Genomic DNA, 18,610 nt, shown 5'->3' with positions numbered 1-18,610 from the left:
GGGAGCGTGAAGATGCTCGACCGGCGGCTCGGCGCGGTGCTCGCCGAGGTACTCCTGGCCGGACTCGTCGCTGGCGTGACCGTCTTCCTCTCCGATCTGCTGCCCGCCTGGGGCTGGCCGGAGGTGTTCTCGCCGTCGGCGCCGGTGCTGGCCGCCGTGATCGCCTGCGCCGTCGTGCTGGTGCTGCTGCGCCGCCGGTTCACGGTGTCCGCGCTGCTCGCCGCGACCGTGCTGTTCGGGCTGTTCCCCGCGACCGGTGTCGCGCTCGCGGTCGTCGCGCATACGGCGGGAGTCCGGGGGCGGCGGTGGCCGCTGTTCGGTCTCACCGCGCTGCTGCCTGCCGCGGTCGTGCTGCTCACCCAGCCGGCCTTCCGCTGGCAGTACGTCCTCGTGGTGATCGCCGTTTCGACGGTCTCGTGTCTCGTCCTGCCCGCGCTGGCCGGCGCGATGCAGGCGCAGCAGGCGAGGCTGGTGGTGGCGTTGCGCGACCGCGCCCGCCTGGAAGAACGGTCGCGGCTCGCCGAGGAGATGCACGACCAGCTCGGGCACCGGCTCAGCCTCATCACGATGTTCTCCGGGGCGCTGGAGGTCGCCGCCGAGGGCAAGGATCCCGAGTTGCGGCAGGCGGCCGGGCACGTCCGGTCGACGGCCAAGATCGCGCTCGAAGAACTGCGGGAGTCGCTCGGCATCCTGCGGCCGGGCGGGGAACCGGCCGAACCCGCCGAAGCCACCGACGCCGCCGGTACGAAGGCCGATATCGAGGGCTTGGTGGCGTCGTCGCGCGATGCCGGCCTCGAAGTGGCGTTCGACTGGCGGGGCTCCGACCTCGACGGCGTCCGGCCACCGGTCCGCCGGGCCGTGCACCGCTTGGTGCGCGAGGCGCTGACCAACGTGCACAAGCACGCCGCCGGCGCGTCGGTGACCGTCGTCGTCGACCATGGCGACGACCTGGTGAAGGTCGTGGTGCGCAACAGCGCCGAGCAGGTGGCGGCGGAGCGGCTGCCCGGCACCGGACGCGGGCTGGGCGGCCTGCGTGAACGGGTCCGTCTCCTCGGCGGGACGTTCACCGCCGGGCCGGATCCGGAAGGCGGCTTCGCCGTCACGGCCGGCCTGCCGAAACGGGCGAACGCGCCCCTCGCGGAAGAGACGGGTGAAGAGCGGCCGGGCCGGATCCAGTCCGGTCTGCTTCTGACGACCGGTCTGGCCGCCGTCGCCGCGCTGCTGCTGACCACGCTCGCCTTCGTGCCGCCGCTCACCCCCGCCGACCACGAGGATCCGCTGGCCAGCGTGAAGATCGGGATGACACCCGAAGAGGTCGAGGCGTGGTTCGGCCCGAACGAACCCGCCGCGCACGCCGCCGCGGAGGGCCACGAGCCGCCGATACCCGGCGACAGCTACTGCGTCTACGTCGCGGCCGCCGACCCGCCCGACGCGGAAACCGCCGCGATCTTCCGGTTCTGCTTCGGCGACCGGGGGTTGGTGGAGAAGACCTGGTTCGAGGTCCCCGTACCGGAGGAGGCGCCATGATCCGGGTCCTGCTCGCCGACGACGAACCGCTGCTCCGTGCGGGCGCGCGGCTCTTGCTGAAGCAGGCGGGCGACATCGACGTCGTGGCCGAGGCCTCGGACGGGGCGGAGGCGATCGACGTCGTCCGGCGGATACCCGTGGACGTCGCGCTGATGGACATCCGGATGCCCGGGACGGACGGGCTCGCCGCGGTGGAGGAGATCGCGCGTGAGGTGCGGGTCATCATGCTCACCACGTTCGGGGACGAGGCCTACGTGGCCCGTGCCCTGCGTGCTGGAGCGGCCGGGTTCCTGCTCAAGGACACCGATCCGGCGCAGCTCATCCAGGCCGTGCGGTCCGCGGCCGCCGGCGAGGCGGTGCTGTCACCGCGGATCGCCAAGCAGGTCATCGACCGGTTCCGCGACGCCGACGCGGCGGACGCCGACAACGCCGCACGGGCCAGGCGGCGGATCGAGGCGCTGACCGCGAGGGAGCTCGACGTCCTGGTGCGGGTGGGGCGCGGCCTGGGCAACGCGGAGATCGCGGAGGAGCTGCGGCTCTCGAACGGCACGGTGAAGATCCACGTCAGCCGCATCCTCGCCAAGCTGGGCTGCGCGAACCGCGTCCAGGCCGCGATCCTCGCGCACGATGCGGGCATTCTGCGTGGTTGAACCAGCCTCTGATCTCTGTTAGGAAAGGTTCCTAACTAACTGGAGGCGATGTGCGCGGACGTGGTCTTGCGGCGGCGACGGTTCTGGTGGTCCTGTGCGGTGGCTCGGCCGCCGTCGCGGACACGACGACGGCGGGGTCCGGGGCGCGCTCGGCGCGCAACATCATCTACATCCAGGGCGATGGCCTCGGCCTCGGCCAGCGGGACCTGCTCCGGCTGGCGCTCAAGGGCAAGAACGGCAGGCTTGCGATGGACGGGCTCGCGGCCACCGGGCTCGTACGGACGGCTTCGGACGATCCCGACGAGATCGTCACCGATTCCGCCGCGGCGGCCACCGCCCTCGCGACCGGGCACAAGACGCGCAACGGCGCGGTCGGGGTGGACGCTCACGGGCGCCCGCTGGAGACGATTCTCGAACGGGCGAAGCGGGCGGGGAAGTCGACCGGCCTGGTCACCACCGCGCAGGTGACGGGCGCGTCTCCGGCGGCCTTCGCGGCGCACGTGCCCAGCCGGGACTCGCAGAGCGACATCGCGAAGCAGTACATCGAGAACAGCCGTCCGGATGTCCTGCTCGGCGGCGGCGAGGACTGGTGGTATCCCAAGGGGAATCCCGGGCTCTGGCCGGACAAGCCGGGGGAGGAGAGCCGCAGTCCCTACGGCAACCTGGTCGAACGCGCGCAGCGGACGGGCTACACCTACGTGCGCGACGGCGACGAACTGCGGACCACGCGGGCGAACCGGATCCTCGGCCTGTTCGCGAACGAGGACATGGTCGACTACGGCCCCGACGGCGTCGGGAAGTACGCGCCGCGGGTGCCGCTCCAGCAGATGGCGCGCAAGGCGCTGGACACCCTTTCGAAGAACCCGCGCGGTTTCTTCCTGTTCCTGGAGGAAGAAGGGACCGACGGCATGTCGCACGAGAACAACGCGCACGGCGTGATCGACGCGGGCCGGTCGCTCGACGCCACCGTCGCCGAGGTCCTGCGGTTCGTCCGCACGCACCCCGACACGCTGGTGATCATCGGCGGCGACCACGAAACGGGCGGATTGAGCATCGAGAACTACGACGCGTCCGACACCGACCCTGATCAGGACGGTCCTTTCGACGTACCGGGTTCGAAGCTTCAGTTCACTGTGGACTGGACGACGCACGACCACACCGGCGCCGACACCCCGGTCACCGCCGAAGGTCCCGGCGCCACTCGTCTGGGTGGCACCGTCGAGAACACCGACGTCTACTGGGTGATGCGGCTGGCGAGCGGCCTCTGAGCACGAAAAGGCCACCTCCGACAATGGAGGTGGCCTCTTTCGCGGGTTTCGTCAGCCGATGCTCTCGACGACGGCCTCGGCGACCGCCTTCATCGTGGTCCGGCGGTCCATCGCGGTGCGCTGTATCCACCGGAACGCGTCCGGCTCGGTGAGCCCCTGACGGCTCATCAGCAGCCCCTTGGCACGGTCGATGACCTTGCGCGTCTCGAGCCGGTCCGTGAGGCCCGCGACTTCGGATTCCAGTGCCTGCAGCTCGGCGAACCGGCTCACGGCCAGCTCGATGGCGGGCACCAGGTCGCGTTTGGCGAACGGCTTCACCAGATACGCCATCGTGCCCGCGTCCCTGGCCCGCTCGACGAGGTCGCGCTGGCTGAACGCGGTCAGGATGACGACCGGCGCGATCCGGTCGCCGGTGATCTTGGAAGCGGCCTCGATGCCGTCGAGCTTCGGCATCTTGACGTCGAGGATCACCAGGTCCGGCTTCAACTCGGTGGCCAGGTTGATGGCCTGCTCGCCGTCCCCGGCCTCACCGACGACCTCGTAGCCCTCTTCGCGGAGCATCTCGACGAGGTCCAAACGGATGAGGGCCTCGTCTTCGGCCACGAGCACCCGCCGCTGGGGTGCGGCGACGGCACCATTGGCCTCGGCAGCCTGCTCGGTCACCGGGGTCCTCCTGAAGGTCGTCGGGCAGTTCGACTCGCGGGCTGTCCGCGAACCTGAAGCCTACCGGGAACGATCCAGACGGCTAGATGGCGTTCACCACGTCAGACGGTCGTCACACTCCCGGGCCCGGCGTACGGCGCGCTCCCGTGATCCCGTAAAGTTCACCGCGCGCCGCCCCCGTAGCCCAACTGGCAGAGGCAACGGATTCAAAACCCGTCCAGTGTGAGTTCGAATCTCACCGGGGGCACTCGCAGGATGCACACTGAGTCTGACCTGGGCATTGTTGCCGCGATGGTCGCTTGGCCGTCCTTGTAGTGGACTCTGATCGTGAACTGTGTCAGGTCTAGCAGGCGGTGAAGCAGGTCCGCTGGAGCGTGGCGCAGGTTGGCCTTCAGGTACGGCAGGGCGTCCAGCAGGTTCGCTCGGTCCATGTTCGATGGGCTTGAGGCATCTCCATCGTCAGTGATTCGGCTTAGCGCGTCGAGGAGTGTTTTACGCTCGTTGAAGACCTCGTTATAGCGCTACCTGAGGCCTTGGGTAAAGGGGTCCGCGTCCTCTGCTTGGCGTAGCAGGTTGTCTTGTTTGCGGGTGGCGTCGGCGACCTTTTTCTGGAGTGCTTGCCGTCGACGGGCGACTAGCAGTGCGTGGCGTTCTGGTGGCGGTCATCTCGTCGAACATCCACTTGGGGATGAGCGGTTCGTGTGCGGGTTCGGTGGACCAGATCCACATCTCTGGAGGGTTGTGCCGGTTCCGTGCGCCGCGGCTGCGGCGGGCTCGCCGGTTGCAGACCTGGTATCCGGTGTATTCGGGTTCTTCAGGATGTCGGCGACGCTGGGTCTACGGTGTTTCACGATCGGCTACGAGTGTCAGTCTGTGCTGGTTATCAGGCCGATCCGGTAGGCGAGGACGACTGCTTGAACGCGGTCCCGTAGGTCGAGTTTCGTGAGGATCCGGGATACGTAGGTTTTCACCGTCTCGGAGGAGATGACCAGTTCCGCGGCGATTTCGGCGTTGGACAGGCCTGCGGCGAGGTGTTCGAGTACTTCCAGCTCGCGGGCGGTCAGTGTCCGCACGACGGTGTCTCGTGCCGGGCGGGAGGTGTCGGTGGGGCGGAGCCGTTCGGCGAAGTGGCCGATCAGGCTTCGGGTGACCGCGGGGGCGAGCAGGGACTCGCCGCGGGCGATCGTGCGGACGCCGTCGACCAGTTGCGCGGGTGGCGTGTCCTTGAGGAGGAATCCGCTGGCGCCGGCGCGAAGTGCTTCGTAGACGTATTCGTCGACGTTGAACGTGGTGACGACCAGTACCTTCACCGGTGCTTCGACGCCGGGGCCGGCCAGCTGGCGCGTCGCCTCGATGCCGTCGAGGACGGGCATGCGGATGTCCATCACGATCACGTCGGGGCGCAACCGCCGCGCTGCCTCCACCGCCTCTCGACCGTCGGCTGCCTCGCCGACGACCTCGATATCGGGCATCGCGGAGAAGATGGTGACATACCCGGTGCGCACCAGTTCCTGGTCTTCGCAGATCAGTACCCGGATCGGCTCGGTCATGCGGGACTCCCTGGAATCATGGCCCAGACACGGAAGCCGTCGTCGTCGGGCAGGCCGCCGGACACCAGGTCCCCGCCGAGCATGCGCACCCGTTCCCGCAGTCCGGTCAAGCCCCGGCCACCGGATGGTATGGCCGTGTTGCCTGCCGTGGGACCGACGGTGATCACCTCGACTTCGATGTGGTCCTTGCCGTGTCGGATCCGGACCTGGGTCGGGTTTCCGGTGGCGTGTTTGAGCGCGTTGGTGAGCGCCTCCTGCACCACGCGGTAGGTCGCCAGCTCCACGTCGACCGACCGCGGCTGTCGATCGCCCTGCTCGGTCCACTCGACGGGCTGACCCGCCAGCCGGGCCTGTTCGACCAGATCGGCGACCTTTCCCAGGGCCGGTGCCCGGTCGGCCGTCTTTGAGTCGCCGGTCGCCTCGAGAATGCCGAGCAGGGTCCGCAGTTCCGTCAACGCCCGGCGTCCGGTGTCGCTGATGGCGCGCAGCCCTGTCCCGGTCCGATCCGGCGCGGAGTCGAGCAGGAACTGCGCCGCGTCGGCCTGGACCACCATCGCGGTCACGTGGTGGGTGACCACGTCGTGCAGGTCCCGGGCGATGCGTGCCCGTTCGGTGGCCGCGGCCACCTCGGCCGCCAGCCGTCTCCGTTCGGCTTCTTCCGCGCGCCATCGGCGCATGCCGGTGCCGGCCAGCCAGATCACCACCAAGACGAAATAGAACGCGAGAAAGTCCGGAAACCTTTGCGGCGAGCCAAGATTGTGCAGTACCACCGCGAGCGCCGCGTAGCCCGCGGTCAGCGTCGCGGCAAGCGCCCGGCGGAACCGCGTCAGGTGCGCGCCGGCGGCGTACAACGCGAGGAGGATCCCCACCTTGCCGAACGTGTCCGGGTAGCCCAGCACCTGACCGATCGCGAACGCGGTACCGATGACCGACAGGCACACGGCGGGCATGCGGGTGCGTACCGCGAGCGGCAGGCACATCGCCAGCGTCAGCGCCGCACCGATGCCGCTCGTCTCGCGCTGGGGGAGATCGCCGATCTCCGGGCCGATGTGGGCGACGGTCGGCGCGAAGGCCAGTACGGTCAGCGTCGCCGCCAACAGACTGTCTTTTGTGGACGATGGGAGGTCGCGCCACCCGCTGAGTGCGGTGCTGAGGCGGGATGCCGCTCCGGCAAGCATTCGGCGAGCTTAGCGCCGCCGCATGGGCACGAGGTTGCCGCGCTTGTGAGCGGCGACGAGCATGGGCACGGCGAGCAGCAGGCTCACGACGACGGGGACGATCGATCCCTCGATGCCGAACTGGCCACCGGTCACCAACTCCGGGCCCATCGGTCGGGCGACCAGCAAACCCGGCGACGCGTGACCAGAGACCGGGAGGCCGAGGAGCCCGACGGTGGTGTTCCAGGCGAAGTGCAGACCCACGGCCGCCCAGATGCTGCGCAGCCACAGGAAAGTGGCGCCCAGCAGGACACCGGCCTCGACGGCGATCGCGAACCCGGTCCACAGCGTGGCACCGGGGTTGGCCAAGTGGATCGCACCGAACAGCACCGCGGTGCTCACCAGCGCGAACCAGCTGCCGCCCAGCCGTTCCAGCCCCTGCAGCAACAGGCCGCGGAAGAGCAGTTCCTCGGTCACCGCCGCACCGAGTTGCACCGCCATGATGCTCATGACGGTCACCACGGCGCTACCGGGCGCCCAGGTGAACGAGAACTCGGTGATCACTATGAGCATCGACACGGCGATGAACAGGAAGCCGAGCCCGATGCCGAGGAACGCCAGGCTGCCGGCCCGGGTCTTCGCGATCTCCGGTGTGCTTCGCCGCGCGACGTAGCGCATCACCGCCCAGTAGACGGCGACCGCGGCCACCGCGCCCACGGCCGCCAGCACCGGCGGCCCACCCGAGGACAGCGCCGACACCCCGCCGACACCGACTATTCCGGCCAGCGTCCAGACGAGCGGGAACCGCAAAATGCGGCCCGCTCGCCCAGGCTGATGATCTGCCGCTGCGATCGGACTCGTGTGCATCGTGCCCTCCAGAAGAACCACGGCCGCAGGGCTGCGCGACCCGACGGAAACGCTAGAAGCGCACCGACATCAGCGAATCACCACTGAGCGGACGATCCGAGTAGCTCTCACGGGGGACCGATCGTGCCGGGACATCACGTGCGGCCGCCGTCGCAGCGGGTTGCGCGCAGCGCGGGTTTCTCGAGGCCTCGGTACGGCCGCTCGCCAGCCGGCGCAGCTTGTCCGGGATACGCGGAGCCGCCGAGCAGCCGTTTGCCCAGATTCGGTAGCACGTCGCACCGGATTCGCGCAGGCCTCCGCGACGTGCACGGCGTTCCCGACCAGCGCCCGGTCGAAGCTCGGGTCGAAGCTGGAGCAGGTGCGTCGGAGCGCGAGTTGGTCGTAGGCATTGTCGGCGTGCAGCTTGGCGGGCTTGCGGCGTCGCGGGCCGCGCTGGGAGCTGACTGCGGGGATCGCCGTCACCAGGGGTTGAGCGCGAGCGAGTCGTGGGTGTTCGCGGCGGAGATCCCGACCGTGAGCGGAAGGCCAGCACGGTCGGACTGGACGTGGATTTTCGAGCCGGGTTACCTCTGCCGACAGGGCTGAGGTCGGGTCGGCAACCAGCTGGTTAAGAACCAGCGACCCTCCGTGTCTGATGGTGTCGAGTGATGTCGAACAAGACCTTTTCGTCTGGTCACCGCGCATCGGCAGTGTCGGAGTATGTCGCCTGACCCAGTTGCCTTAAATGCCTGCGTTGCCGGGTGGTTGGGACGATGACGATGGGGGTTCGGCAATGTGTTCGCGCTCGCTCTCCGGCTTGGTGTTCCGGTGTGGGTCGCGCCCGCGGTGGACCTGACAGTCGTGCGAGCGCAGTGACGCTGCCGTCGAACGTGGCCGAGCCGTTGATCACCGGAGAGATCGGCAAAGCATTGTTCGACGCGGTGGGACCCGTGTTACTGATCGGCTGGTCCGAGGTCGGTCCGGGCTTGCTGAAAGCATTCGCCAACCTTCGCGAGAGTGCTGAACATCCTGCGGAGTCAGTGCCGCAGAACGCGATGGCGGAGGACTCCTCAGAGTCATCGAACGAAACTTCGTCAGGTCTGGACAACGACTTGATCGAGCGGGTGAAGCAGGCGGCGGGCCGACATCGAGAGTTGCATCGGCACAGCGCGCTCCCGCGCCCTGACGCGTCCGGTCCGCTCGGAATGGCACGACCCGTTACGTCTTACTTCGGAGTCTGCGTCCTAACCTCGGCGCGACGTCGGAAGGCCTGGACCGGCCGGTTCGGGCTGCGGCGGGTTGGAGCCCGCCCTCTTGGTTGGGTCTTAGCGTGATCGGCAGATCGCGTTGTCGACCAAGCGCATCTTGGCGGCCATCTGGTCCTTGATTTTGCCGTCGTTCGACAGCGACACGATGACGCTGGTCCGGCCGTCGTCGGTCACGGCGCCACCGGTGGCGAAGCCGGGGGTGCCGCCGTCGTGGAACCAGGTGACGATGCCGCAGTTCGTCACGTGGCGGAGTACGCCGAGTCCGTAGCCGTCATAGAGCCCGCGTGGGTCCGTGGTCTTCATTTCGGCCAGCTGGGCGGGTGGGAGCAGCTTGCCGCCGAGCAGCGCGCGCCAGAACTTGCCGAGGTCCTTGGTGGTCGACACGATCTCCGCTGCCGCGCCGCCCCACCCGAGACTCACCTCGGTGCTTCGGAACGCTCCGCCGTCGGTCAGCGTGTATCCCTCGGCGTGCGGCCACGGTAGGAAGGGCCAGTCGCCGGGCAAGGTCGTGTCATGCATGCCGAGCGGCTGGATGACGCGGTCCCGTACCTCGTCACGCCACGACCGTCCGGTGACCTTTTCGATGATCATGCCGGCGATGATGTAGTTGACGTTCGAGTACTCCCACTTGCTGCCAGGTGCGAATACCGGCGGATGCGCGACGCTCAGTTCCACGACCTTTTCCGGGGCCATTTGCTTGAACTGGTGTTTGCGGAATCCTGCTTCGGTCTGCATTTCGATTTCCACGGTGTGCGGGTAGTCGTAGATGCCGCTCGTGTGCTGGAGCAGGTTGCGTATCGTGATCAGGTTGCCGTCGTTACCGTGTCCTTGGACGAGAGTCGGCAGCCATTTCTCGACGCTGTCGTCCAAAGAAATACGACCTTGCGCGACGAGTTGTAGCAGCACGGTCGCGGTGAAGGTCTTGGTGTCGCTGCCGATCCGGAAGTGGCCATTGGTCGCCACCGGTACGTTGTGGCCGCGCACGGAAGTGCCGCTGCTGCCGGCGCTTTCCTTGCCTGGTGATACCAGCCGTGCTTGGACGCCGACGGCGCCGGAATCTCGGATGGCGTCCAGATCACGCTGCAGATCATGGGGTGATGCCTGCGCCACACTTGCCGTCAGAAGAGTTGCCGCCATCGCGGCGATAAGAGCTTTTCGCATGCGGCGAGGCTACTGACTTCGACGTCTATCGGCGATCTACTGAACGCTACTTTCCGTGGTAGCGCAGGCGCCACCCTTTGTCGCGCGGAACTCCGCTGGGGATGGTGGTGCCTGCGCTACCACGGATGTGGATGCTGGCGCCATCGTGCTGCCGGGCGTGATTTGCGAGGATTTTTTCATGGAGCTTAAGAGGAGAACGGTGATGGCGGCGGCGTTGGCGACGTCGTTTCTCATTCCGGCGGTCGCGCAGGCGGCGCCGGCCGACCGGCAGGCTGATCCGGTTCGCGCGTTGGAGCAGGTGGCCCGTCCGTTGCTGTGGACCGAGCCTGGTCGGCCGACGGCCGATTTGCGTGCGCTGGGGCAGATGATCGGTAATGCGAAGGTGGTCGGGCTCGGCGAGGCGACGCATGGTTCGCACGAGTTTTTCGCGATGAAGGAACGGGTGTTCCGTTACTTGGTCGAGCAGAAGGGGTTCTCCGCGTTCGCGTTGGAGGTGAGCTGGTCGGCAGGTGTGAGTATCGATGAGTACCTGCAGACCGGGAAGGGTGATGTCCGCGAGGTCGTCGCCAAGAACCTGGCGGGCAGCCCGTGGGATCGTGAAGAGTTCGTGAGCCTGCTGAAGTGGATGCGTGCCTATAACCGCGATCATCCCGGCCGTACCGTGCACTTCCTGGGGCACGACATCGGTGCGCCCGCAGTGGACGACGCGTTCTTCGAGCGGGTCACCGGGTACGTGCGCAGGGAGCATCCGGAGAAGCTGTCGCAGCTCAAGGAGCTCTACTCCGGACTGCGCCCGATCGACGCGTTCGCGTACCTGAACAAGCCGTTGGCGGAACGACGACAGCTCGCGGGCAAGGCCAAGCAAGCACTCGATCTGGTCAGTGGCATGAGCGATCCGTGGGTCGTGCAGCACGCGCGCAACATCGCCCGGACGGCCGAATTCCTCAGCGTCGACGCGGCCGACGAAGCCACGTTGCCGGAGTTCACGCGTCTGCGTGACCGGGTGATGGCGGAGAACGTCGAGTGGTGGCAGCGGCAGCTCGGAGGCAAGATCCTCACATCGGCGCACAACAACCACGTCGGGTACCTCGCGGCCGACTACCCGGTACACCCGAAAACGCAAGGGGCGTTTCTGCGTGACGTTTTCGGTCGCGACTACATTCCGATCGGCTTCACCTTCGACCGTGGCTCGTTCTTGTCGACGAACGAGTCGGTCGGCGGGGGCGACTGGCAGAAGTTCACGGTGGGCGCCGCCGCGCCGGACACGGCGGAGGCCACGCTTGACCGGGTCGCGTATGAGGACTTCTACCTCGACCTCCGCACCGCGCCCACACGGGCACGGGCATGGCTGGAGGCCTCGCACCCGACCCGGTTCGTCGGCACTCAGTATCCGACCAAGATCCAGAACGTCAAACTGACCCAGACGTTCGACGTCGTGATCCACCTTCATGACGTGACCGCGGCCGTCAAGCGCTCGTGACGGTGCGTCCGGCGTAAGGAGCCGTGGATGGTCGTGCGGTACGTCGCTGGCCGTTGAGGTCGGCCCTGACCGGGCTGGTTCCATCGCGACAGGGACATGCCGTTTTGCCCTTTTGAGGCAACCGACGGTCGAGGTGGGACGTGTTTCGGGTATGACCGAGAAGCAGGGCAGGCCGATGAACCGCCGGCAGAGACGGGCCGCGCGGCAGCGGATGCCCGAGCCTGGTCGAGGCGGCCGTGACGGTTCCCGGATCGTCGGGGTTCGGGTAGGCGGGGACGTCTCCAGGGGTTCGCGTTCGCCGTCCCCGGACGGCGTGATGGTGGGTGCCGGCGCGGTGGAAGGGGTGATGCTGCGCCGGTTCCATCTGTTCTACGCCACCGTGGGCGGCGTCCTGGGTGTCGTGGTCTTCGGCGGGATGCTGTGGTCCGGTCTGAACCGGTCCGGCCGGTTCTGGGTGGGTGGGACCGAGTTCGTGGTCGACGTGATGCTGATGTCGGCGTCGGCCCTGTTGGCCGTGGTCACCGGGCTCGCCGCGATGAAGCAACAGCGGCAGATCCGGCAGGCGCCGGTGACGACCTGGTTGAGTGGAACCGGGGGAGTGGCGATCGAGGCGGCGACCCTGCGGCTGCGTGCCTTGAGCCGGAACGCGGGTTTCTTCGCCGCGTTCTGGGGCTTTTCCTTCCTGCTGGCGGCCACGAGCATCGTCACCGGCGCGGCCGGTTTCAACGGTGTCGTGGCAGCGGTTCATCTTCTCGCCGTGCTGGTCTCGGTGTTCGCGGTACCGATGAGTTCGGCGGCGATGAAAGGCTGGGCGAGAAGGTATCGGGCGGTACGGCAAACGGGCTGGCGTGCCACGAAGTCGGTCACCGTGCGAAGGCCTTACGGTACTCCGTTCGAACCGTCCGTGATCACCGTCGAGTTCGAGGACGGCAGCGTGATCGAAGTCCGCACTGTCGAGTCGACCTATCGTGCCGGGCACAAAGAGGGGCAGCGCCTGCTCTCGGCTTGGGTCGGTGGCACGGACTCCTCGATGGTCGTCCTGTTCGAGCACGGTCCGTTGAGGCAGGGCTGGTACCCGGTACCTGTGATGGCCCTCGGAGCCCGGGTCTCGCCGGAGGGCACCTCGTCGTCGGAGACGTGACACGTCGGTCGACGTGCGATTCTCGCGTCACCGGGCCGCCACGGGTCGATCGCCGGTGGACGATCAGTTCGGGTTTTGACGGACATCCGTTCCGTGTTCGGCGAACGCTTTGAAGTCTTGCATGTGCCGCCGCGACTGCTTGCGGAACAAGCCAGGCATGAACAGCGCCACCAGCCGCATCATGAGCCCGTCGAACCGGAACTCGCTCTGGCTCTCCCACACTGTCGTATTCGGACCGGCGTCGATGATGCGGTCGCGTTGGGCCTGCCACATGCCCTTGCCGGTGATCTCGCGGTCGTAGTGCACGACGACCGAGCTCGGGGCCGTGTGCAGGTCCTCAGGATCCACGCGCGTGATGGTCTCGGTCGCCTCCATCCGCCGCTTGCCCGTCTGGAACACGACGCGGGAAGTGGTCCCGAGCCGGCCGTGCGCGCCGTTGAGCGGCTCGTGCAGCACCAGGCCGCGCAGCCATTTCGGCATGTGCGCCGGGTCGGAAATCAGCTGAACCACCTGCTCGCGCGGCAGGGCGATCTCAATCGAGACGGTGTACTTCATCATTGGCTGCCTTCGGAGGGGGTAGAGAGCCGCGGTGGCCTCCACCGCGGCCGCGTTCAGTCCAGCCCGGATGGTGGCAGGCGTACGGCGGACAGCGTCGATCCTGGTTCGATGCCGACTTCGGCCAGCAGGCGGAAGTCACGATCCGTTCCCAGATGTCGACGCGCGTATGGCCTGCCGATGTGGTCGAACAGGTGTCCTGTGGTCGTGTCGCGCAGTAACCAGGTCTTGCTGTAGGAGAAGTTGGAAACCTTGTCGAAGATGGCGAAGTACACGGCGTCCAGCAACTCGGTGACGGTGGTGCTCTCGTCGATCGGCACCTGCATCGAACGAGGGTCTTGCGAGAAAACCGATAGGTGGACTGTGACCACCGCGCTTCGGGCGGCGTTGCCGACCCAATCGATGATCTCGGTGCGCTGGGCTTCCGTCGTGCCCAACGCTTCGAGATGGGCTTCGAGCCGCGTCGTCAACGACTGGAAAGTCGACTCCACGATGCTGGCGCTGCGACGAGTGTTTCCGCTCATCGCATCGACGAAGTCGTGGACGGTGGTGCCGTCGGCGAATTCGCGTGGTGCGTAGAGCACCTTGTTGTTGCGCCACAAGAGAATGAAGAACACGCTCGAAACGAGCACAGGGAAGGCCACGGCGAAAATGGCAAGCATCGCCTGAATCCAGCCCGTGGCCTGGGTTGTCGCGATTGCCACGGTCACCTCGGACAGCCCGAGAAAGAGCGAGATGACCCACAGAGGGCCGACCGTTCGCGGTGGGGCCTGCTCGGAACCGACTTGGCTCGGTTCGGTCATCGTGCTCGTTCCCTTCCTCGTAGCCGAGCCGGTCGCAACGACCCGGCGTTGACGAGCTGGAACCAAGGTCCTACCGCAGGGCCATATGACCGGCCAGCGGACACGCCGCCGTTCATCGGACTACTCCGTGGCTGTACGCGTGCGACCCTCCGCGCTCGTGGCGGCACGTCCGGCAGCGAAGCGGCCTTGCGGAACACTTCGGCGGAAAAGGCGGGTTCGAGCGCCATGAGACCTCCCTGAAACAAGCCTATAAGGGGGAGTGTTCAGGGGCGATCCGCGAGAGTTGGTGGAGGACCACGGTCCAAGAGCCGGTGCATCACGAGGAGCGCTCTCGGCCTCGTGAGACGGTGGTGGCGGTCGAGGTGGCGGAGCGCAGGCACCTGGAGAGGTGATGCCTGCGCCCCTTCGCCGATCCGAGCCGTCAACCGGCGAGATCGTCCACCGCGGTGTTGATGAGGTCGGTGACCGGGCCGGGTTGTGACGCGAGCGAGGCGTGGCCGGCGTCGAGTTCGATGATCTGACGCGGATTCATCAGCTGGGCCATGCGGCGTTCGTTGTCCGGGGTGGATCATCCGGTCGGCGGTGAACACCTGCTGGCCGCGTACCTCTTCGAGGATGTCGGCGTCACCGCCTACAAGGGGGCCGCACCACTGATCACCAACAAGACCTACCTCGAAGCCGCTGCCGGTATTCTCGCCGTCGAGGCCTACCACGCCGGCAACATCCGCAGCGCCCTCTACCAGCACAGCGGCGGCATTCTCGGCCTCGGGTTGCTGGGCCGTGACCTGCGGGAGGCGAGCGTCAAGCTGTCCAACGCCCAGGACAGCCTCGACGGCTCCAGCGACCTCGATCAAGGCGTGGTCGACGGCCAGGGCCGGGCCAACATCGTCCCGACCGACGCCAACGGCATCGCTTTCAGCCGCACGCCCGGCCAGGTTCTCAACATCGTCTACCTGACCCCGAAAGCGGCCACCTCCGGCGGCTTCTTCCCCAAGGGGGTCAACGGAGACGTCAACACCAGCGACGCCAACGGCTGACCACAACCGCGGGACGGTCGCCCATGGCGTCCGTCCCGCGGCACTTGTCACCCGAACGTGGCGCTTCGGCCGCCCAGCTCTTTGACCGGCGGCACCGAATGCCTCGCAAGGAACAAGCCCGCACCGGCGGGTCGTTCGCCCGCACAGCACACTGGAGTGATTTCTCGTGAGTAAGTTCCGTGTCGTAGGTATCGGTTTCACCGCGGCCGCCGCGTTGGCTCTGGCGGCGTGCAGCGGAAACGACACCGCCTCGTCCGGCAACAACGCCGGTTCGATGGCCCCGTCCAGCTCGGCCCCGATGTCGAGTTCCGGGACAGCGGGTTCGCCGGATGGAGTGACCACGAACTCCGATGTGTTCGGTCCGGCGTGTTCGCAGCTGCCGCAGGGCAGTGCGCCGGGTTCGCTGGACTCGATGGGCCCGCAGCCGGTCGCCAGTGCCGCCTCGACCAACCCGCTGCTGACCAAGCTGGTCGCCGCGGTGAAGGCCACCAACCTGGTGGACACGCTCAACAGCCAGCAGGCCATCACCGTGTTCGCTCCGGCGGACCCGGCCTTCGAAGCCTTGGGCGAGGCCAAGTTCACCGAACTCGCCGGCAAGCCGGACCAGCTGGCGCCGATCCTGCAGTACCACGTCGCCGGCAAGCGCTACGACGCCAAAGGCCTCGCCACCGTCGGCTCGGTGGAAACACTCAACACCGCGGGCGGGCCGGTGAAGATCGAAGGCACCGGGGAGAACATGACCGTCAACGGCGCGAAGATCCTGTGCGGCAACATCCCCACCAAGAACGCCACCGTCTTCGTCATCGACAAAGTGCTGACCCCGGGTACCAACAAGAACTGACCCTGTCGTCCGGGCCGCTACGGAATCCCCTGATCGGGTGGCCCGGCAACAGCGGCCGCCGCGGCTACCGGACTCCGAGCCGCGGCGGCCGCCTTCACCGCGGACCCGCGGCGGCGAAAGCAGGGACATTCGCCTCGGGGAAAGCCGATGCGGCGGCGGCCAGTGCGGGTCAACGCCGCATTTCAATGCGCTCGACGGAGTGCATCGACGCCCTCGGCATCATCGAGGCAACAGCGGCTCCCGACCGTGATCTGGTGGGCGCGTGGGGCGCACAACAGTCTGGCGGGCATGTGCGGTCATTGCGGACTCGACATCTCGCAGGGTGCCCTCTGACTCGGTGGGGCCGGCTAGTAGCTGGGAGGCGATCATGTCGACTTCGGAGTTCGTGGTGGCGAACGTGTTCCTTCAGGTCACCGCACGGCCAGCAGGGATCTGGCTGACCAGAATTGGCGGTCATGTGAGGAGGCTGCCGGTGCCAGAAACCAGCGGCCGACTCGCGGTGTCTGGCGGCACCGATTGCACGCAGGAGGGTGTCCTACTGGATCCAGGTTCCTCCGACATCAGCTGGCGCCGGTCGCGGTGAGACTTCGGACAGAGTGCAGGGTCAGTGGCAGGAGCGCGATCACGAAGTAGGCGATCCCGCCCAGTATCGCGACCTGTGGCATGCCTGTTGCTGACGCGATGGGTACTACTGCCAGTTGCCCGACAGGTATGGCCACGTAGGAGCCGAAGTCGTCGTATGAGGTCACTCTCGAGATCATGGTGTTCGGGATGTTCCGTTGGCGCACTGTGTCCCAGACGATGCCGAAGAGCGCGGAACCAAGCCCGGAGACGAAGGTCGCGGTGGCCAGCAGGATGAGGTTCGAGCCGGTGCCGAGCAGTACGAGCGGGATCGCCGTCGCCGACATGGCGATCAGGCCGATCAGGAGGGGCCGCCGCACCGCGATTTTGATCATCGCCAAGCTGGCGATGACCAGCCCTGCTGCCTTGACGCTGGCCACCAGACCCCAGCCTGTTGCGCCGATTGTCGTCGAGGCTATGGAGGGGCCGAGTACCTGCCAGACGCCCATCTGAATCGCGTTCAGAAACATAAAAGCGAGGGTGATCGACCAGATCCACGGCGTCGAGCTGAAGTAGGTCCATCCTTCGCGGAGGTCTCGCAGCAGGTTGGCGGAGGTCGACTTCGCCTTTGCTGGCAAGACAACGCGGGTCAGGCACGCCGCGGCGATGAGGAACGATGCGGCGTCCAGTGCGATCGCCCACCCGCCGCCCGCGACCGCGACGAGGACACCGGCCGCTGAAGGGCCCAGGATGCGGGCCGCGTTCCGGGAGGCGCTGAGCATCGAGTTTGCTTTTTGAATGTTCGCGCTGTCGACGAGCTGCGGAACGATGCCTTGCATCGCCGGGCTGATGAAGGCCTGCAGCGTGCCGTTGACCAGTGCCAGGATTATGAGGAACAGCGGATCCTGTTTCGTAAGCACGCAGAACGCGACACAAGCCTGGGAAAGTCCGGCGCCGACGTTGGTGATCCGCAGCAATACGTCACGTCGCCAACGATCGGCCACGCTACCGCCGATGATGACGAACACGATCTCAGGCAGCATCGCAGCGGCCAGGACGAAGCCGAGATATGCCGGACTGGATGTTGCTTCCAGTACAGCGAAAGCGAGTGCTACCGGAGTCATCGAACTTCCGAGCACCGACACGACGCGACCGATGAAGAACCACCGAAACGGACGTGCGCTCAGCGGCCCGTCGACCTGATCTCGGAGCCCTGGATCAGTGCCGGAGGTGTTTGCCATCGCCGCCCCTTCAGAGCCATCGCCGCAAGCGCAGGTGTGCGCGTCCCAGCGGGCTTCGTTTGCCGAACAAAGCCCCACGCCGGGCGTGGGCGTCCCAGAACGATCAGCACCCTGTCATCGTTGAACAACTACTCGACGTTCGCGAATCATGGTATGTCGAGCTGGTCGTCGATCAAAACGGCTGGGATCTGTACGGCATGGGCACGTTGTCCTACGACAACGGACGAATCCAGTGCGAAACAGTTGGAATCTCTGACAGTCGCGCACAGGAATGTGTCAGAGAAGCTGAGAAGCTCAGCCAAAATCTACCAAACACTCGGATATAGAGGAAATTTCTGCGTCGACGCGGTGGTCACCGCACAAGGCGCGGTCGTGTACACGGAGGTGAACGTTAGGGCCACGACCGGCACGCACCTCCACAAGCTCGCGGCCGACGGGATTCTCGGCGACTCGTCGCGGCTAATTCGGCAAGTTAGCGCCTCTCCAAACTGGGGTGCACTGTCAACCGAAGAGTTTCTCGCCGGCGTAGAGAAAGCAGGGTTATCCTTCAGTGCCGGGTACGATCCTGGGATTCTGATGGTGATGCCCGCCGACCCCGAACGAAAACCAGGTGCGTTCCTCTACGCAACCATCAGCGAGGCCGGCGCTCAGGACGATGTGTCCCGCGCGTTGGATGCCTCCTTTCGCTCCCTCGGGCTCGCGGACACGGAGAGCACGATGTTCTAGTCCGCAAGGAACTTGGTGTGGAGTGGGCAGGTCATCGTCGTAGTGGTCGATTCAAGTGTTTGTCGCTGGCTTTCCCCCACAGCAGAGCTTGTGGCGTGAGATCTAGCGGGTCGCGTCCGGTCGTCCTCGTGTGGC

Annotated in this window: 16 protein-coding genes, 1 tRNA gene and 2 pseudogenes; 9 read left to right on the top strand and 10 right to left on the bottom strand. The window is 66.7% G+C overall.

The features are described 5' to 3' along the window. Positions 1-12: 12 nt before the first annotated feature. The 3 genes from DMC64_RS22835 to DMC64_RS22825 are packed head-to-tail and all read left to right on the top strand — an operon-like array spanning position 13 to position 3,445. A complete protein-coding gene (locus tag DMC64_RS22835) occupies positions 13-1,527 on the top strand; it encodes a sensor histidine kinase (RefSeq protein ID WP_233629789.1) in 1,515 nt (504 codons plus the stop codon). Beyond that, complete coding sequence (locus tag DMC64_RS22830) at positions 1,524-2,177, top strand: response regulator transcription factor (protein WP_037345015.1); 654 nt, start codon at positions 1,524-1,526, stop codon at positions 2,175-2,177. The genes DMC64_RS22835 and DMC64_RS22830 overlap by 4 nt, the downstream gene beginning before the upstream one ends. Positions 2,178-2,227: 50 nt before the next feature. Further along, positions 2,228-3,445, top strand: coding sequence for an alkaline phosphatase (locus DMC64_RS22825; protein WP_125735214.1), 1,218 nt, complete (start codon positions 2,228-2,230; stop codon positions 3,443-3,445). 51 nt (positions 3,446-3,496) lie between these two features. Here the strand turns inward: DMC64_RS22825 and DMC64_RS22820 are convergent, their stop codons facing one another. Continuing rightward, positions 3,497-4,108, bottom strand: coding sequence for an ANTAR domain-containing response regulator (locus DMC64_RS22820; protein WP_005157321.1), 612 nt, complete (start codon positions 4,106-4,108; stop codon positions 3,497-3,499). A gap of 173 nt (positions 4,109-4,281) precedes the next feature. On the opposite strand from DMC64_RS22820, the gene DMC64_RS22815 reads away from it, so the two are divergent. Then, positions 4,282-4,355 (top strand) — tRNA-Leu (locus tag DMC64_RS22815). A gap of 619 nt (positions 4,356-4,974) precedes the next feature. Here DMC64_RS22815 and DMC64_RS22810 read toward each other — a convergent pair. From DMC64_RS22810 to DMC64_RS22785, 5 genes and pseudogenes are all read right to left on the bottom strand, one after another. Further along, positions 4,975-5,658, bottom strand: coding sequence for a response regulator transcription factor (locus DMC64_RS22810; RefSeq protein ID WP_125735213.1), 684 nt, complete (start codon positions 5,656-5,658; stop codon positions 4,975-4,977). Further along, positions 5,655-6,755: a sensor histidine kinase gene (locus tag DMC64_RS22805; RefSeq protein ID WP_233629778.1), complete on the bottom strand. Its 1,101-nt coding sequence runs from the start codon at positions 6,753-6,755 to the stop codon at positions 5,655-5,657. Before DMC64_RS22805 ends, DMC64_RS22810 begins: the two co-directional genes overlap by 4 nt. Positions 6,756-6,845: 90 nt before the next feature. Then, positions 6,846-7,682 (bottom strand): CPBP family intramembrane glutamic endopeptidase, encoded by an 837-nt coding sequence (locus tag DMC64_RS22800; RefSeq protein ID WP_125735211.1) that lies wholly within the window; start codon positions 7,680-7,682, stop codon positions 6,846-6,848. Positions 7,683-8,045: 363 nt separating this feature from the next. Next, a pseudogene (locus DMC64_RS42995) lies at positions 8,046-8,245 on the bottom strand (transposase); the annotation flags it as partial. A gap of 741 nt (positions 8,246-8,986) precedes the next feature. Continuing rightward, a complete protein-coding gene (locus DMC64_RS22785; RefSeq protein ID WP_233629777.1) occupies positions 8,987-10,066 on the bottom strand; it encodes a serine hydrolase in 1,080 nt (359 codons plus the stop codon). A gap of 79 nt (positions 10,067-10,145) precedes the next feature. Here DMC64_RS22785 and DMC64_RS22780 point away from each other — a divergent pair, with 79 nt between their 5' ends. Together DMC64_RS22780 and DMC64_RS22775 are read left to right on the top strand one after the other, a co-directional pair. Continuing rightward, a complete protein-coding gene (locus tag DMC64_RS22780) occupies positions 10,146-11,570 on the top strand; it encodes an erythromycin esterase family protein (protein ID WP_233629776.1) in 1,425 nt (474 codons plus the stop codon). A 151-nt stretch (positions 11,571-11,721) separates the two neighbouring features. Further along, positions 11,722-12,711, top strand: coding sequence for a hypothetical protein (locus DMC64_RS22775; RefSeq protein WP_125735210.1), 990 nt, complete (start codon positions 11,722-11,724; stop codon positions 12,709-12,711). Between the two features lie 63 nt (positions 12,712-12,774). Here the strand turns inward: DMC64_RS22775 and DMC64_RS22770 are convergent, their stop codons facing one another. The 3 genes from DMC64_RS22770 to DMC64_RS43540 form a co-directional block, all read right to left on the bottom strand. Further along, complete coding sequence (locus DMC64_RS22770) at positions 12,775-13,266, bottom strand: SRPBCC family protein (protein WP_125735209.1); 492 nt, start codon at positions 13,264-13,266, stop codon at positions 12,775-12,777. Positions 13,267-13,322: 56 nt separating this feature from the next. Beyond that, positions 13,323-14,069, bottom strand: a complete 747-nt coding sequence (locus DMC64_RS22765) for a hypothetical protein (protein ID WP_125735208.1) — start codon at positions 14,067-14,069, stop codon at positions 13,323-13,325. A 421-nt stretch (positions 14,070-14,490) separates the two neighbouring features. Beyond that, positions 14,491-14,613, bottom strand: a complete 123-nt coding sequence (locus DMC64_RS43540) for a hypothetical protein (protein WP_255432686.1) — start codon at positions 14,611-14,613, stop codon at positions 14,491-14,493. Positions 14,614-14,659: 46 nt separating this feature from the next. On the opposite strand from DMC64_RS43540, the pseudogene DMC64_RS22755 reads away from it, so the two are divergent. Both DMC64_RS22755 and DMC64_RS22750 read left to right on the top strand, forming a co-directional pair. Next, positions 14,660-15,106: pseudogene (locus tag DMC64_RS22755) on the top strand (ferritin-like domain-containing protein); the annotation flags it as partial. 166 nt (positions 15,107-15,272) lie between these two features. Continuing rightward, positions 15,273-15,947, top strand: a complete 675-nt coding sequence (locus tag DMC64_RS22750; RefSeq protein ID WP_125735207.1) for a fasciclin domain-containing protein — start codon at positions 15,273-15,275, stop codon at positions 15,945-15,947. A gap of 560 nt (positions 15,948-16,507) precedes the next feature. Here the strand turns inward: DMC64_RS22750 and DMC64_RS22745 are convergent. Continuing rightward, complete coding sequence (locus tag DMC64_RS22745; protein WP_125735206.1) at positions 16,508-17,749, bottom strand: MFS transporter; 1,242 nt, start codon at positions 17,747-17,749, stop codon at positions 16,508-16,510. A 273-nt stretch (positions 17,750-18,022) separates the two neighbouring features. Between DMC64_RS22745 and DMC64_RS22740 the strand changes: the two genes are divergently transcribed. Continuing rightward, positions 18,023-18,475: a hypothetical protein gene (locus tag DMC64_RS22740; protein WP_125735205.1), complete on the top strand. Its 453-nt coding sequence runs from the start codon at positions 18,023-18,025 to the stop codon at positions 18,473-18,475. The last annotated feature ends 135 nt before the right edge of the window (positions 18,476-18,610 follow it).

The sequence above is a fragment of the Amycolatopsis sp. WAC 04197 genome (genome assembly GCF_003947475.1).
In the GTDB taxonomy this organism is placed as follows: Bacteria; Actinomycetota; Actinomycetes; order Mycobacteriales; family Pseudonocardiaceae; genus Amycolatopsis; species Amycolatopsis japonica.
Note: the sequence above shows the minus strand (reverse complement) of the source record. Positions and strands in the feature narration are given on the sequence as shown.